Origin of the sequence: Actibacterium mucosum KCTC 23349, assembly GCF_000647975.1 — a bacterium.
GTDB classification, from domain to species: domain Bacteria; phylum Pseudomonadota; class Alphaproteobacteria; order Rhodobacterales; family Rhodobacteraceae; genus Actibacterium; species Actibacterium mucosum.
Genome location: NZ_JFKE01000004.1, coordinates 474,945 through 488,897, shown reverse-complemented (window position 1 = coordinate 488,897; position 13,953 = coordinate 474,945). Strand labels below are relative to the sequence as shown.

General features: G+C 57.7%; 14 protein-coding genes. 9 read left to right on the top strand and 5 right to left on the bottom strand.

What is annotated here, in order from left to right:
• Positions 1 to 109: 109 nt before the first annotated feature.
• Positions 110 to 517, bottom strand: coding sequence for a GNAT family N-acetyltransferase (locus tag ACMU_RS11670; RefSeq protein WP_161635672.1), 408 nt, complete (start codon positions 515 to 517; stop codon positions 110 to 112).
• A gap of 310 nt (positions 518 to 827) precedes the next feature.
• Here ACMU_RS11670 and ACMU_RS11665 point away from each other — a divergent pair, with 310 nt between their 5' ends.
• Positions 828 to 2,399, top strand: coding sequence for a Re/Si-specific NAD(P)(+) transhydrogenase subunit alpha (locus ACMU_RS11665; protein WP_035259864.1), 1,572 nt, complete (start codon positions 828 to 830; stop codon positions 2,397 to 2,399).
• A 15-nt stretch (positions 2,400 to 2,414) separates the two neighbouring features.
• Positions 2,415 to 3,854, top strand: coding sequence for an NAD(P)(+) transhydrogenase (Re/Si-specific) subunit beta (locus tag ACMU_RS11660; protein WP_035259600.1), 1,440 nt, complete (start codon positions 2,415 to 2,417; stop codon positions 3,852 to 3,854).
• A gap of 70 nt (positions 3,855 to 3,924) precedes the next feature.
• On the opposite strand, the gene ACMU_RS11655 is transcribed toward ACMU_RS11660, so the two are convergent.
• Positions 3,925 to 4,815, bottom strand: coding sequence for an EamA family transporter (locus ACMU_RS11655; protein WP_035259599.1), 891 nt, complete (start codon positions 4,813 to 4,815; stop codon positions 3,925 to 3,927).
• A gap of 81 nt (positions 4,816 to 4,896) precedes the next feature.
• On the opposite strand from ACMU_RS11655, the gene ACMU_RS11650 reads away from it, so the two are divergent.
• Together ACMU_RS11650 and ACMU_RS11645 are read left to right on the top strand one after the other, a co-directional pair.
• Complete coding sequence (locus tag ACMU_RS11650; protein WP_035259597.1) at positions 4,897 to 5,385, top strand: MarR family winged helix-turn-helix transcriptional regulator; 489 nt, start codon at positions 4,897 to 4,899, stop codon at positions 5,383 to 5,385.
• A 493-nt stretch (positions 5,386 to 5,878) separates the two neighbouring features.
• Positions 5,879 to 6,190 (top strand): hypothetical protein, encoded by a 312-nt coding sequence (locus tag ACMU_RS11645; protein WP_035259596.1) that lies wholly within the window; start codon positions 5,879 to 5,881, stop codon positions 6,188 to 6,190.
• Positions 6,191 to 6,260: 70 nt separating this feature from the next.
• Here ACMU_RS11645 and ACMU_RS19650 read toward each other — a convergent pair whose 3' ends face one another.
• Positions 6,261 to 7,043 carry a hypothetical protein gene (locus ACMU_RS19650; RefSeq protein WP_201769885.1) on the bottom strand — a complete coding sequence of 261 codons (783 nt, stop codon included), beginning with the start codon at positions 7,041 to 7,043 and terminating at the stop codon, positions 6,261 to 6,263.
• A gap of 227 nt (positions 7,044 to 7,270) precedes the next feature.
• The gene (locus ACMU_RS11635) at positions 7,271 to 8,518 is read right to left on the bottom strand and encodes a glycerate kinase type-2 family protein (RefSeq protein ID WP_328286658.1); all 1,248 of its coding nucleotides are present in this window, start codon (positions 8,516 to 8,518) and stop codon (positions 7,271 to 7,273) included.
• Positions 8,519 to 8,949: 431 nt separating this feature from the next.
• On the opposite strand from ACMU_RS11635, the gene ACMU_RS11630 reads away from it, so the two are divergent.
• Positions 8,950 to 9,459, top strand: a complete 510-nt coding sequence (locus ACMU_RS11630; RefSeq protein ID WP_035259860.1) for an RNA polymerase sigma factor — start codon at positions 8,950 to 8,952, stop codon at positions 9,457 to 9,459.
• On the top strand, positions 9,456 to 10,247 hold the full coding sequence (locus ACMU_RS11625; RefSeq protein WP_035259592.1) for an anti-sigma factor family protein: 792 nt from the start codon (positions 9,456 to 9,458) through the stop codon (positions 10,245 to 10,247). Before ACMU_RS11630 ends, ACMU_RS11625 begins: the two co-directional genes overlap by 4 nt.
• Positions 10,248 to 10,333: 86 nt before the next feature.
• On the opposite strand, the gene ACMU_RS11620 is transcribed toward ACMU_RS11625, so the two are convergent.
• Positions 10,334 to 10,750 carry a hypothetical protein gene (locus ACMU_RS11620; protein ID WP_152544595.1) on the bottom strand — a complete coding sequence of 139 codons (417 nt, stop codon included), beginning with the start codon at positions 10,748 to 10,750 and terminating at the stop codon, positions 10,334 to 10,336.
• A 208-nt stretch (positions 10,751 to 10,958) separates the two neighbouring features.
• Between ACMU_RS11620 and ACMU_RS11615 the strand changes: the two genes are divergently transcribed.
• The 3 genes from ACMU_RS11615 to ACMU_RS11605 all read left to right on the top strand — a co-directional run bounded on the left by ACMU_RS11615 (position 10,959) and on the right by ACMU_RS11605 (position 13,932).
• Positions 10,959 to 11,612, top strand: a complete 654-nt coding sequence (locus ACMU_RS11615; RefSeq protein ID WP_035259589.1) for a hypothetical protein — start codon at positions 10,959 to 10,961, stop codon at positions 11,610 to 11,612.
• Between the two features lie 446 nt (positions 11,613 to 12,058).
• Positions 12,059 to 13,093 (top strand): O-antigen ligase family protein, encoded by a 1,035-nt coding sequence (locus ACMU_RS11610; RefSeq protein ID WP_161635670.1) that lies wholly within the window; start codon positions 12,059 to 12,061, stop codon positions 13,091 to 13,093.
• Positions 13,094 to 13,095: 2 nt separating this feature from the next.
• Positions 13,096 to 13,932: a metallophosphoesterase family protein gene (locus ACMU_RS11605; protein WP_051588290.1), complete on the top strand. Its 837-nt coding sequence runs from the start codon at positions 13,096 to 13,098 to the stop codon at positions 13,930 to 13,932.
• The last annotated feature ends 21 nt before the right edge of the window (positions 13,933 to 13,953 follow it).

Genomic DNA, 13,953 nt, shown 5'->3' with positions numbered 1-13,953 from the left:
CCATCGCGTTGAATACGAAGCGATCTCGGCGCTGTTGGGGGGACTTGGTGGAAAGGGCGGGGTGCTTTTGTGTCAAATTTATGGTGAATTATCTGGAAACACTGCACCGTCAGGCGGTCAATTGTTTCTGCATTCGAAAATTCGGAATGGCCACCGAGTCGCGGATAACGTGTTGAGAGGCAACGGTTTTCCACCCGTGGCGCAACAGAAAGCGCTGCGCAAGGAAACTGGCTTCGGTTGATAGCAGGAATTGACCCTTCTGGCGCGCGGCATCCTCGACCTCGGACAGCAGGGTTCGGGCCAAGCCGCTTCCCATCCAGGCAGGGGAAACATAGGCAAAGTCCAGGTATCCGTCGTCACCCATGGTGAAAAAGCCGACCATTTGCCCCGTGTCATCCACGGCCACGCGGCAGGTTCCTGCCAGCAGCCGCGCCTCCCAATGGTCGGGCGCAACCGTGTGCGGTCCGGCCCATGCGCGGCGCTGTTCGTCCGAATAAAACGCCGCTGCCCCGTTCAAAACCGCATCTTTGAAAACGGAGAAAGCCTGCGTCCCATCGCCGCGACGGCCCGTTCGGGTTTGAAAAATGTTGCGCTCCGGCATTTGCTATCCGTGGAATTAATTGCAGCGTGCGTAGTAATACCGCAACGTTTTTCACGGAAAAGCCCGGCTTTTTGTCGCAAACACCGGCTAGGGTTCTTGCAATTCCGTCGCCTGCCGCGTGTAAGCGGTGCGGGAGCAAGGAGTTTGAAGTTGAGCACGGCTGCCTATCTGGGGTGGCAGAGCACACTTTGATAAAGGGGATGAACATCATGAAAGGGCCATGCAGGTGAAAATCGGTACGCCAAAAGAGATTTTTGACGGAGAGTCGCGTGTTGCGATGACGCCGGACTCGGCGCGCCAGCTGCAGAAGCTGGGTTATGAATGCGCAATCGAGGCCGGGGCAGGCGCTGCCGCGGGCTTCTCGGACGACATGTATACCGACGCCGGTGTCGAGGTCATCAAGACCCCCGCCGCGTTGTGGAAAGCCAGCGACATTATCGCAAAGGTGCGCCAACCATCGGAAACCGAGCTGAAGCGCCTGTCGAAAGACAAGACGCTGATCAGCTTCTTCAACCCCGCCGGGAACGAAGAGGGGATGGAACTGGCCAAGTCCAAGGGCGGCAACGTGATCGCCATGGAAATGGTGCCGCGTATCAGCCGCGCGCAAAAGATGGATGCGCTGTCCTCGATGGCCAACATCGCCGGCTATCGTGCCGTGATCGAGGCCGGCAACAACTTTGGTCGCTTCTTCACCGGCCAGATCACCGCCGCCGGTAAAGTTCCGCCCGCCAAGGTTCTGGTTGTGGGCGCAGGCGTTGCCGGTCTGGCCGCCATTGGCACCTCGACCTCGCTGGGTGCGATCACCTATGCGTTCGATGTGCGCCCTGAAGTGGCCGAGCAGGTGGAATCGATGGGCGCCGAGTTCGTCTATCTGGATTTCGAAGAGGAACAGCAGGATGGCGCGGCCACCGGCGGTTACGCCTCGGTCTCCAGCCCCGAGTTCCGCGAGGCGCAGCTGGCCAAGTTCCGCGAACTGGCGCCCGAGGTTGACATCGTCATCACCACCGCGCTGATCCCCAACCGCCCGGCACCCAAGCTGTGGCTTGAGGATATGATCGCGTCGATGAAGCCCGGTTCGGTCATCGTTGACCTTGCTGCCGAACGCGGCGGCAACGCCGAGGGCACCGTGGCGGATGAAAAGATCGTCACCGAAAACGGCGTGACCATCATCGGCTATACCGACTTCCCGTCGCGCATGGCGTCGCAGTCGTCGTCGCTTTACGCCACCAATATCCGCCACATGATGGCCGATCTGACGCCCGAGAAGGACGGTCAGGTCAACCATGATATGGAAGATGACGTGATCCGCGGTGCCACCGTGGCCTATCAGGGCGAGATCACCTTCCCGCCGCCCCCGCCCAAGGTGCAGGCCATCGCGGCCCAGCCCAAGGCCGAGGTCAAGGAGCTGACGCCCGAGGAAAAACGCGCCGCCGAAGTGGCCGCGTTCAAGGCGCAGACCAAGCAACAGGTGACGCTGATCACCGTAAGTGCGGCGCTGCTGCTGCTGGTGGGCACCGTGGCCCCGGCCAGCTTCATGCAGCATTTCATCGTGTTCGTTCTGTCGGTCTTTGTCGGTTTCCAGGTGATCTGGAACGTCAGCCATTCGCTGCACACGCCGCTGATGGCGGTTACGAACGCGATCAGCTCGATCATCATTCTGGGCGCCCTGATGCAGATCGGATCAGGCAGCTTTTTGGTGATCCTGCTGGCGGCGCTTTCGGTCTTTATGGCCGGGATCAACATCTTTGGCGGCTTTCTGGTCACACGGCGCATGCTCGCCATGTTCCAGAAATCCTAAGAGGGGACAGAGATTATGGAATTCGGATTTACCACTGCCGCCTATGTTGTTGCGGCTGTCCTGTTCATCCTGTCGCTGGGTGGTCTGTCGGGCCAGGAAAGCGCCAAGCGCGCCGTTTGGTACGGCATTGCCGGTATGGCGCTGGCGGTGTTTGCCACGCTGATCGGCCCCGGTTCGGGCCTTTGGCTGCTGTCGGTTCTGCTGATCGCGGCGGGCGGGATCATCGGCTACATGGTCGCCATGCGCGTCCAGATGACCGAGATGCCACAGCTTGTCGCCGCCATGCACTCGCTTGTCGGTCTGGCCGCCGTCTTTGTCGGCTTTATCGCGCATTTCGAGATCGGAAACGTGGCCGCCGCCCTTGCCGCGGGCGAAAGCACCAAGGATATGGGCACTTTCGCACAGCTGATCGCCAAGAAAGACGCGGTCGAGATCAACATCCTGCGGGTTGAGCTGTTCCTGGGCATCTTCATCGGGGCCATCACCTTTACCGGCTCGGTCATTGCCTATGGCAAGCTGGCGGGCAAGGTCACCTCGGCGGCCACCAAACTGCCCGGTGGGCACGCACTGAACGCTGCGGCTGCGGTTGTGTCGGTGATCGCGCTGATCTGGTACTTCACCACCGGGGGTTTCCTGCCGCTGGCGATCATGACGCTGGCCGCGCTCTTTATCGGCTATCACCTGATCATGGGCATTGGCGGCGCCGACATGCCGGTGGTTGTGTCGATGCTGAACAGCTATTCCGGCTGGGCGGCGGCGGCCATCGGTTTCAGCCTCGGCAACGATCTGCTGATCGTTGTGGGCGCGCTGGTGGGCTCGTCGGGGGCGATCCTGTCTTACATCATGTGTAAGGCGATGAACCGGCATTTCGTCAGCGTGATCCTGGGCGGCTTTGGCGGCTCCACCGGTCCCGCGATGGAGGTTGAGGGCGAGCAGATCGCGATCGAGGCTGACGGCGTTGCCGCATCGCTCGAAGATGCCGACAGCGTCATCATCATCCCCGGCTACGGCATGGCCGTGGCGCAGGCACAGCAGAACGTGGCCGAACTGACCCGCCGCCTGCGCGCCAAGGGCAAAGAGGTGCGGTTTGCCATCCACCCGGTTGCTGGTCGTCTGCCGGGCCACATGAACGTGCTCTTGGCCGAGGCCAAGGTGCCCTATGACATCGTGATGGAGATGGACGAGATCAACGAGGACTTCCCCGAAACGGACGTCGCCATCGTGATCGGGTCGAACGACATCGTGAACCCCGCGGCCCAGGAAGACCCCAACAGCCCCATCGCCGGCATGCCGGTGCTGGAGTGCTGGAAGGCGAAACAGGTGTTTGTGTCCAAGCGTGGTCAGGGCACCGGCTATTCGGGCATCGAAAACCCGCTGTTCTTCAAAGAGAACACGCGCATGTTCTACGGCGATGCGAAGGCCTCGCTGGACAAACTGCTGACGATGATCGACTAACCCGGCATCCTATTGCATTGAAAAGGGGCGTCCGTTTGGGCGCCCCTTTTGTTTGCCCTGTGCCGGCGATCTAGGCTTTTTGCAGCCCCGTGGGCGCTGCTGTCGCGGCCGGCTTCGACCGCAGCGCGTATTGGCCCACAAGGACACTGCCAAGCACCACAACCATCCCGGCGGTTTGCGCCACGCTCAGCGTTTCGTTCAGAACAAACCAGCCCAGCAGCGTCGCGCTCAACGGGCTCAGAACACCCAGTATCGAAACCGCCGTGGGTTGGATCAAACGAATGCCGCGCAGCCAGATAATGTAGGTCAGGGCGGCACCGATAAGCCCCAGATAGGCAAGGCCCAGAATATTTGTACCGCTGATCGTCGACCAATCGGTCGGGGCGAAGATGGCAAAGGGTACCAACAGCAACCCACCGGCGGTCAGCTGCCAACTGGTGAAGGTCAGCGCCGAGACCGGCGGCTGCCACTTGCGGCTCAGAACGGTGCCAAGCGCCATAGAGGCCGACCCGCCAATCCCGGCCAAAACGCCCCACATGTCCAGCTTTGCCGCGGGTGTCAGAACCAGAAGGGCCACCCCGACAATGCCTGCCGCAACTGCAGCCAGCGAAAGGGGGCGGATGGGCGCGTCCAGCAACAGCCGGGATGCAAAGATCACAACAAAGGGCTGCAACGCGCCCATGACGGCGGCAACCCCACCGGGCAGCCGATAGGCCGAAAAGAACAGAAGCGACCAGAAGATCGCAAAGTTGAGGGCACCCAGCACAAACATCTTCCATACCCAATGACCCCGGGGCAGCTGCCGCACCAGGACCATCAGCAGAAGGCCGGCGGGCAAGGCGCGCAAGACCGAAACGGTCAGCGGGTCAAGGTTGGGAAGGAATTGCGTGGTGACAATATAGCTGCTGCCCCAGACAAGCGGGGCCAACGCGGTGATGACAAGATCATAGGGGCGTGACATTGGGGTCTCCATTTTTATCTTGACGTCGAGATAGGTGCATTTAGCTTGACGTCAAGATAGTTTCGACTCCAAAATCGTGACATGTTCGACATCGAAGATATCCGCGCGCAATGGGCCAGGCAGCGGCCCGACATCGACACAAGGCCAATGGGTTTGATTGGCCGGGTGGTCCGGTTGGCAACCATCTATCGCGAAGAGATGGGCAAGACCTTTGCCCGGCACGGGATGAACGCGGCCAGTTTCGATGTGTTGGCGACGCTCTTGCGCTCGGGGCCCCCACACGCGTTGTCGCCCAATCAGCTGCTGGCTACGATGATGGTCACCTCTGGCACAATGACCAACCGCATCGACCAGCTTGAAAAGGACGGCCTGGTGGCCCGCGTTCCAAATCCGGAAGACAAGCGCAGCGTTCATGTCAAACTGACACCGCGCGGCATCGAAAAGATCGACGCGGCCATAACCGACCATGTTGTTGTGCAAAAACGGCTGGTCGAGGGGTTGTCTGAAGCGGACCAGATTCAGTTGAACAGTATGCTGGACAAGGGTCTTTCATCTCTGAACCGGTCCTGATCGTCGAGGAACGAGGGAACCGGCAGCAATTATGATGTCAGGTCTTGCATGCGTGTGAGACCAGAGAGTGGGCATCGTATGGAATTCCTTCCCGGCGAAGCCGCATGATCGCGCCCAGACCGTAACCCAAATGTGCGCCTTGTGGCGCGAGTGATGTCTCGCGCGGCGCCTTGCGGCTTTGCGCTCGGGTTGGTGCTGTGTTGCGGGGGTCCTTTTTGGACGGAAAACTTGTGATTTGCGGCTGCGCGGGGCGGCAGAAGTTTAAACTTCGCGGATTCCGCCGGTGGAAAGTTGCAAGAAGAGTTGCAAGTTTTGGTTCCTTTCCAATGGGTTACGTTTCAATGTCACACGGGCTCACGGGTATGTGTGCACATGTGCGCAGAAAAACGATGAAATTCCACCTTCCGCGCATTGAAGAACGGAACACCCCACCCCAAATGTCTCTCATCCAAGCGGGAAAGACCCGCGAGACCAAAATCAGATGGAGACTAAAATGACCAAATTCGCAACCGCCACCGCCCTGATCCTTGCTGCAGCTGCTCCGGCTTTTGCCGCCCCTTCGGCCGCCGACGTTTTCGCCACGATCGAAGCCCAGGATGGCAGCAATAACAAAGGCTTGCTGACTTCTGTTTCGACCAAAGGTTCGGCTGCTGCTGACGCCGTTTTCGCCGTGATCGAAGCACAGGATGACAGCAACAACGACGGCCTGCTGGGCGCTGTTTCGACCAAAGGCAGCGACCGCGCAGCCGCCATCTTTGCAACGATCTATTCCGAAGACGACGGCAACAACGAAGGCCTGAAGTAAGCTTCAGACCACCGCTCAACGGAAACAGGGGCCAAACGGCCCCTGTTTTTGTTTGTAATCAGTTGGTTAGTCAGTTTTTCAGCGCAACTTCAAGGCTGGTCAGTACCACTGTTTGGCCGGTCTCCGTGACGTTCGGTAGGAAACCGATGAAGTCACCTTTCCCGTTCTTCACAGGCGGTACTTCGTAGACGAAACTTCCCGAGGTCTCGCCATTGCCCAGCAACTGCCGCCATTTGCTGTTCCCAACATCGTTGGTAGAGTACGCGACCGCAATCGGTGCTGTGGGCGCGTTGCTGAATTCCACAATGATTTCAACGGTTTTTCCGGAAACCGTTTGCTCGATCGCGTCTGGCAGTCTGACCCAGATACCGGGCCGACCTGACGATTTGGCTTTCTCAACGTAGCCAGACATCGACACGCCCTGATCGTCAGCGGAGAATTCAAAGCCTTCTACGCTATTGAACCTTTCATCCGCCCAAGCCCAAATCGCTTGAGACTGTGAAGCGGCTACGTCGGGTTCACTTGTCGCGGGCTCTGCTGCAACGGGTTCAACTGCCGGTGCTTCGTCGACCTTATTAGGGTTGGCCGGCGGGACGACGGCGGCAACTGACGGAGCTAGCGGCGTCAAGTCGGGCGGCAGGGCCAGAACCATGCCAACTTTGATACGGTCGCAATCTCCCAGAAGCTGATCGAAGTTTTCGTCGCAAATTCGGCGCCAGTAGTTGATCTGACCATAGATGGTTCGCGAAATCGTTGCCAGGGTATCGCCGGGTGCAACCGTCACGGTTTCAGCCTGAGCCGGCAATGCCGTTGCCGAAGCGATGGCAAGAGAAAGCAGGTGCATTGGTTTCATGGTGACGTCCTTGTGTCGGCAAAAGATGGCAAAGCTAAGCATCTGAATACGGTCTTTGGTTATTGCGTTGCTCGGATTCGAGCAAGGGTTGTGACTTGTCCCAACAATAGTATTAGCTGCGCTGCAGAAAAGAAAAAAATTCTTGAATTCACGTATCGGCGATTTGTTGTCGGGGGCTCCTAAATAATTCAGTAGAAAAGAAAAATTCGCCGACGCCTGTATTGCGTTTAGGGCAGGATCAACACCTGCACATCGGCAACGTTTGTTCCCGTTCCACCGATCACCAACAGATCCCCGGATGCGCTTAGCGCGGCGTAGCTGTCATTGTTTTGTAGAAGAGCCTGGGGGTCGGCACCGTTGGTCTGCATTCTGCCCATTGTATTCGCGTCGACAAGCCCGCCGGCTGCGTCGGTAGGGCCATCCCGCCCATCGGTCCCACCGGACAGAAAGGTCCACCCATCGCGCAATCGACCATCTGCGCCCAAGGCAACGCGCAGTGCAAGTTCCTGATTGCGGCCACCTCGCCCTGTTCCGCCCAGCTTTACGGTGGTTTCGCCGCCAAAGATCAGGACTTGCGGGCCTGGGGGCGCGGTATGTCCTGCGTTTAGGACAAATTCAGCGGCATCCCCAACATCGCCAACCAAGGTGTCTGTCGCGATCGTGGCGTTCCAGTCTTCAGGGACGGCCGCCAACATCGCTTCGAGGCTCAGTCGGTTGCTGCCGACGATCGTATTGGTCGCGGCAAGGTGCGTTGTTGGCGTATTGGGTTTAGAAAGGTGTTTTTGCACTGAAACGGGTACCTGATCCCAAATACCGTGGTCTTTCAGTGTTTTTACCGCATCGGCACGCGTGCCAATCGGCGCAACAGTGGGCCCGGAAGCAATCGCACGCATGTCGTCGCCAATAACGTCAGACAGCAGGTATGCTGTTACTTTGGCAGGTGACGCGTGACGTAGAAAACCGCCGCCCTTGAGGTCCGACAACTGCTGACGCACCAGGTTCATCTCGTTGATTTCAATTCCACCAGCCAGCAAAGCCGCGTTGATATCGGCCTTGTTCTGAAGGCTTACACCGGTCACGGGCGCAACCGCCAAGGCAGAGCCGCCGCCGGATATCAGGGCCGTTACGTGGTCATCTGGCCCGGCTTTGCTGAGAAGGTCGACAATGGCGCGACCTGCGGCCTGACTCGATTCGTCGGGAACCGGGTGCGCACCGGCAAGAACCGTCACTCCGGGGATATCGCAGATGTTTTCGGGGTTTGTCACGACCAGAGCGGTTCGTGGCTCCGGCACGGTTTCCAGCGCGGCACGCATCATGGGGATTGCGGCCTTGCCAATGGCAATGACGATGTTGCGCCCAACGACGTCCCTGTTCTCGCGCGCCAACTGACCCTTTACCGCCGCATACGGATCGGCCCGATCGATAGCCGCATGAAACAGTTTCGTGGCCAATTCCCGTGCCGGTCCCATTCCCATGACGATTTTCCCCAATTCTCCCTTCGGGATTTGTGAAGCCGAACCGCCCGGGGAACAACCCCCGGCCAGGTTTTTTGAGGAAATGTTCAAAAAAATTCCTTGCGCGGGAATAATGTGCCTAATTGGGCGTAGTTTCTATGAGTGTAACGATGTCCCAGGTAAGAAACGAAATGCGCGCGGAAACCCTTTGCCATCCGGCAACCTTTGAACTACCGGCAATTAATGGCCGGAATTTAACCAATTGGGCAAAGAATTGCCTGTTGGATACTTGCGTTGTTGGACAACTGCCCCCTAGTGTTCGGGCTATTCATCGGCGTGCCCCAGCAATGGGGCGCCAAAGCAATTTTGAAATGGGTTTGCTTCTGGATCCTATGGTGTCTGATGCGCCATGCCGAACCGGAGAAAGCAATTTGGGGCAGAAAGAGGATGTCGTGACGGCTGAACACGATCTTTCGCAGGAATTGATTTCGCTTCTGCCGCGATTGCGGCGATTCGCAAGAACGTTGACGGGGACTGCGTCCGAGGCAGATGACCTTGTGCAGGATGCCTGCATTCGTGCCATCAGCCGGGCCGAGCTGTATGATCCGTCCCATCCGTTGGACCGGTGGATGTTCCGGATCACGCGCAACCTTTGGTACAGTGAACTGCGCAAGCGCAAGGTGCGCATGGGGCAGGGAACCGTACCCGCCGACGAGGCGACCGAGCTGGTTACTCAAGAAACCGGCGAAGCGCGCGTTTTGGCGGCAGACGTCAGAAAAGCCGTGTCTGGTTTGCCCGAAGATCTGGCCGCAGTTTTGCTGGTTGTGTCGGTAGAGGGGTACAGTTATGCCGAGGCGGCTGAGCTGTTGAATATTCCCGTTGGCACGGTAATGAGTCGCGTCCATAGGGCACGCAAGATGCTGAGCGCGCGGATTTCCGCGTTGGAAAGCGAGGCGTCGTGAGCGAAATCGAAGAAAAATTGAGCGCCTACCTGGACGGCGAATTGTCCGACATCGAAGCCGCCGAGATTGAGCGAAGGCTTTCCGATGACGCGGACTTGCGCAGCAAGCTGGAAATGCTGATGGAGGCCGACGCCATGGCCAATGTCGGGTTCGACGACATGTTGACGGATCCGGTCCCGCTGGAGTTGGCTGCTGCTATTAAGAACGCGGCTCCTGTGCCGATTGCAAACGAGTTTCGGGCGCCGAAACGCGGGGTGTCAGGATTGGTTGCGGCAAGCGCCGTGTTCCTGGTGCTGGGGCTGGGCGGCGGGTATTTCGCAGGGCGTGAAGATATCTTGGCGCGGGACCGTGGGCCGGAAACGGTGCAACTGGCTGGTTGGCTGGGTGACGTGATGAGCTATCACGGAATCTATGCCGCACAAAACCGCCACCTGGTGGAGGTCCCGGCAAGTGATGCCGATCACCTGCAGTCGTGGCTGAACAATGTCGTACAAACCAACATCACCATTCCTGACCTGCAGGCGCAGGGCCTGACATTTCGGGGCGGAAGGCTGTTGGCGGCCGCGGGCAAACCGGTGGGGCAGTTGATGTACACCGATGCGGAAGGCAATGTAGTGGCTTTGTGCTTCATCCGGTCTGAAACTCCGCATCCCCAAATGGCCAATGCCAGTGTCACGGACTTTGACCTTGTGTCCTGGGGGGGCGACGAATCAAATTTCGTTGTGATCGGGCCGGCTGGTTACGAGGGGCTTGATGCTGTTGCGGCGCAAGCGGCGCTGGACGTTTAAGGCGCTATTCCGGTCAGACTGCCAAAAAACGCAAAAAGCCGACGCGATCGCGCCGGCTTTTCAAATTCTGTCGTTAGAAGACTGGCTTAGCCAGCTTCGCTCGAACCCGAGTCTTCGATATCGTCAGTTTCGACTTCGTCCAGACCTTCTTCTTCGATTTCCTCGATGATCTCAGCGATCTCTTCAATCTGGTCTTCGTAAGTCGACTCTTCTTGCACTTCCTCAAGTACTTCGACCACGTCTACGACGTCCAGTACATCGGTCTCTTGAGCAATTTCGATAACTTCGGCTGCGATTTCACCAACGGCTTCGTTGATTACGCTTTGCGGTGCGCCAGCGTCTTTCAAAGCCTGAATTGCTGCAGCAACGGCTTGTTTACAGGCATCGGCGCTGACGCACTGTGCGCGGATCGCGGCGAGGTTAACGGATTGTGCGAAGGCCGGAACGCTGCCCACTGTCATAGCGAGCGCAGCAGAAGCGACAACTACTTTTGCAAACTGCATAATAATGATCCTCAAAAGGTTTTGCGGTTGAACGGAACCTCTCACAGCTTTCCCCGCAGATCAACGTATTTTGCTGCATGGCCGAGCCGGATTTGTGACTTTTTTTGCACTTGCAGCAATGCTTGCGAAATTTTGCGGCGCCACATACGGTCACCGCTGAATTCGCAATCGCTTTGTGAGGTGCCGCGTGCAGATTCCTCGATATGGTTTGGCGGGCATCTTGATGCTGTTGTCATTATTGGCTTTTTCACGGGTCCCGCCAGAGTTGAACGCCTTTGGCATGCAGTTGTTGCCGCCGCGTGTCGCCGCGCGCGAAATGCAAACAGACATGAATACCGAGAATCTTCCGTGGTCTGAACGTGGAAAATCTTACCTTCTGAAAGCTTGTCTTGAGGCTTCTGGGCAACAGTCCTTGGCGCTTTTCCCGGCGGCCTATCGCGTCAACTTGGCGGAAAATTGCCGAAACCTGGCCACGAGATTCGCCGAACGCAGCCCCAGCTATGGCCTGGCAAAGCTCGTCGCGGCGCAATCAGAAGGTGAAATTGGCGATACTGCGGCATTTGTGCAGCTTATGCGTGAATCGCAGGAGAGAACTCGATTCGAAGGGTGGCAGGCTGCATGGCGTGTGCGTACTTCTGTTAGATATGGCGCGCCTGAGGACGTGCCCGGTTTAGCAGAGGTAATCGCGGCTGACTTTCGGGTCATGAACCTTTCCCGCGATCACCGCACTTTACTTGCCAAAGATTATCGCCGCTTTCCCGAATGGCGGGAGGCCATAAGCATGGCCATGCTTGAAACGCCGGAAGACATGCAGCGCAGATTTCTTTCCGCAGTGCGCAAGCAGCTTAAAGACGGGCAATAAGAATGAACGACGCAAATCGGAATGGCGGCATCGAATTTGGCACCCCCAAAAAGGTGGCGCCCCAGCCTAAACTTGAATTCGAAGAAATCGAGGTTGGAGAAGTTCAAAGTGATGGATCGGCCGGGCCCTCCAAACTGGCGCGGAAACTGAACAACGTCTTTGGAGTATTGCTGGTTGCCTTAGCCTTGGCCTCGGCAATTCCGGCCGGGTCTAACGTTCCTATTTTTTGGGCCTTTTGGTCCGGAATGCTGTTCGTGATGCTTGCCGCGCATGTTGCGATCATGGCGCGTATCGAACCAGACCGCGTTTTACAGGTTACCCGTCCGCGACACCGTTTGGCCCCGTTGCTTTGTGGCGTCTACTTGCTGTGGGTTTTGTTCCAGACGTTGCCAATTGGCTTGGCAGCCGGTTTGCCCGGCGGTGGAACGCCGAGTTCTATCAGTGTCATGGCCGATGCAAGTTTGCTGGGTGCGATACGTCAGCTTGGGTATCTTGCTTTGTTTGTGCTGGCTCTGGAAGTTGCCGGCAGGAACGACCGGGTGGAGTTCATGACTCGTCTATTGTTCTGGGGCATTTGCCTGCACGCGCTGTGGGCAATGGTTGCATTACGAATTCTGGGCGACATCCATTGGTGGGGAGAGAAGACAGCCTATCAGGGCGTTGCAACCGGCACCTTCATCAACCGCAACAACTTTGCGGCATTCCTGGGCGTCGGGGTTGTATTGGGCACCGCGATTGTCGCTGACCTTGTAAATGTGCCGCGTGTGCGCAAGGCAGGTTCAACCCGAAATCCTCGTGCGTCCTTGGTCGAGATTTTGGTGCCTGTTGTTGGCATTGCTTTGTTGATTGTTACCATTTTGGCCACGCAATCGCGCATGGGGTTGGCCGCTGCATTCCTGGGCTCGGTTACGGTATTGGGCATTATGCGGGTGCGCCAGGGGCGCCGGGCAGTCCTTGCCGCGGCCGAGGCGTTTTTGGTTGTCGTGTTGGTTGCCATGCCATTGTTCGCCCTTAGCGGCGCAGGAGTTCTGGAAAGGTCGCTGGACATTGGTGACGAGCAGAACGGTCGCCTTGTTTTATGGCAGCAGGTTCTGGGAATGATCGGCGAACGCCCAATCACCGGCTTCGGTTTGGACAGCTTTTATCCTGCGTTCGAATTGTTCCACCGACCACCTTTGACCACAGCTTTGGTTTGGGACTACGCGCACAACTCGTACTTGTCGCTTTGGTTGGAAGCCGGGATCTTGTTTGGATCGCTTCCAATTATCGCAGGGGCGGTGCTGATTTGGCGGTCTGCAGTGCGTGCCTGGCAGGCGCGGACACATTTTGCGGTGTCTGCAGCGGGTGTTGGTGTTGGAGTTCTGATGCTGATCAGTTCCGCGGTCGATTTCCCGTTGGAGATCCAGGCGAATATGTTCCTGTTCCTGTTGGTCATGGCGATTGCCAGCGCGGACCGCCGCCGCCGCATGGACGAGGACTGAAGATGCGATTTCCTTGGTTTCGGAAAAGCAGCGCCGGGGGGCAATCGGCACCGTCATCTGTCGCCGCGAAACGCCTGAACCTGCAAACACTGCCAAAGCTGACCTATGCCATTGGCGATGTGCATGGGTGTTTGTCGGAATACAAAGCGCTGGAAGACGCGATCCTTGCCGATATCGATGCGCTGCGATCTGACCACCCTGCGATGATCCTGTTGATTGGCGACATCGTCGACCGTGGACCGCATTCCGCTCAGTTGATCGACCATCTAATGTCACCAACACGCCCGAACGTGACCCGGATCGTGCTGCGCGGAAACCACGAGGACATGATGCTGCGGTTTCTGGACGACCCGCGCGGCAATATGGCCTGGCTTGCGCATGGCGGCCGCGAAACCCTTGCTTCATACGGTGCGGTTGAGGATGCCATCGTTAGCAATGATTCGAAGCGGCTGAAAAATCTGGTCGCATCCATATTTCCGCCAAGTCACCGGGCTTTTCTTGAATCGCTTCCGGTCTGCCTGACGGTTGACCGGTATGTCTTTTGTCACGCTGGTTTCGATCCTAAAAAACCTATGGAAAACCAGACCGCTAAGGACTTTATGTGGTCGGACCCGTCCAAGCTGGATACGCATGACAGCGACTGGGTTTGCGTGCATGGTCATGTACCTGTCGGAGATGTCACAGAGTCGTCATCACGCATTGCCATTGACACCGGAGCGTATGCAACGGGAAGGTTATCTGCCGTGAAATTAGGCATTCATGGTATTGAGCGCATTTTTGTTGCAAATGGGAATGCCCCAGAGGGTGCCACAGCGGTTGACGTGAAAGAAATGGTGTGAAACACGGCGGCGCAGATGATT

What these genes read in the sequence shown, in the direction of transcription:
- ACMU_RS11660 (WP_035259600.1), top strand. Translation starts at nt 2,415, where the DNA reads ATGGAATTCGGATTTACCACTGCCGCCTATGTTGTTGCGGCTGTCCTG.
- ACMU_RS11655 (WP_035259599.1), bottom strand. Translation starts at nt 4,815, where the DNA reads ATGTCACGCCCCTATGATCTTGTCATCACCGCGTTGGCCCCGCTTGTC.
- ACMU_RS11650 (WP_035259597.1), top strand. Translation starts at nt 4,897, where the DNA reads ATGTTCGACATCGAAGATATCCGCGCGCAATGGGCCAGGCAGCGGCCC.
- ACMU_RS11645 (WP_035259596.1), top strand. Translation starts at nt 5,879, where the DNA reads ATGACCAAATTCGCAACCGCCACCGCCCTGATCCTTGCTGCAGCTGCT.
- ACMU_RS19650 (WP_201769885.1), bottom strand. Translation starts at nt 7,043, where the DNA reads ATGAAACCAATGCACCTGCTTTCTCTTGCCATCGCTTCGGCAACGGCA.
- ACMU_RS11635 (WP_328286658.1), bottom strand. Translation starts at nt 8,518, where the DNA reads ATGGGAATGGGACCGGCACGGGAATTGGCCACGAAACTGTTTCATGCG.
- ACMU_RS11620 (WP_152544595.1), bottom strand. Translation starts at nt 10,750, where the DNA reads ATGCAGTTTGCAAAAGTAGTTGTCGCTTCTGCTGCGCTCGCTATGACA.
- ACMU_RS11610 (WP_161635670.1), top strand. Translation starts at nt 12,059, where the DNA reads ATGGCCGATGCAAGTTTGCTGGGTGCGATACGTCAGCTTGGGTATCTT.
- ACMU_RS11605 (WP_051588290.1), top strand. Translation starts at nt 13,096, where the DNA reads ATGCGATTTCCTTGGTTTCGGAAAAGCAGCGCCGGGGGGCAATCGGCA.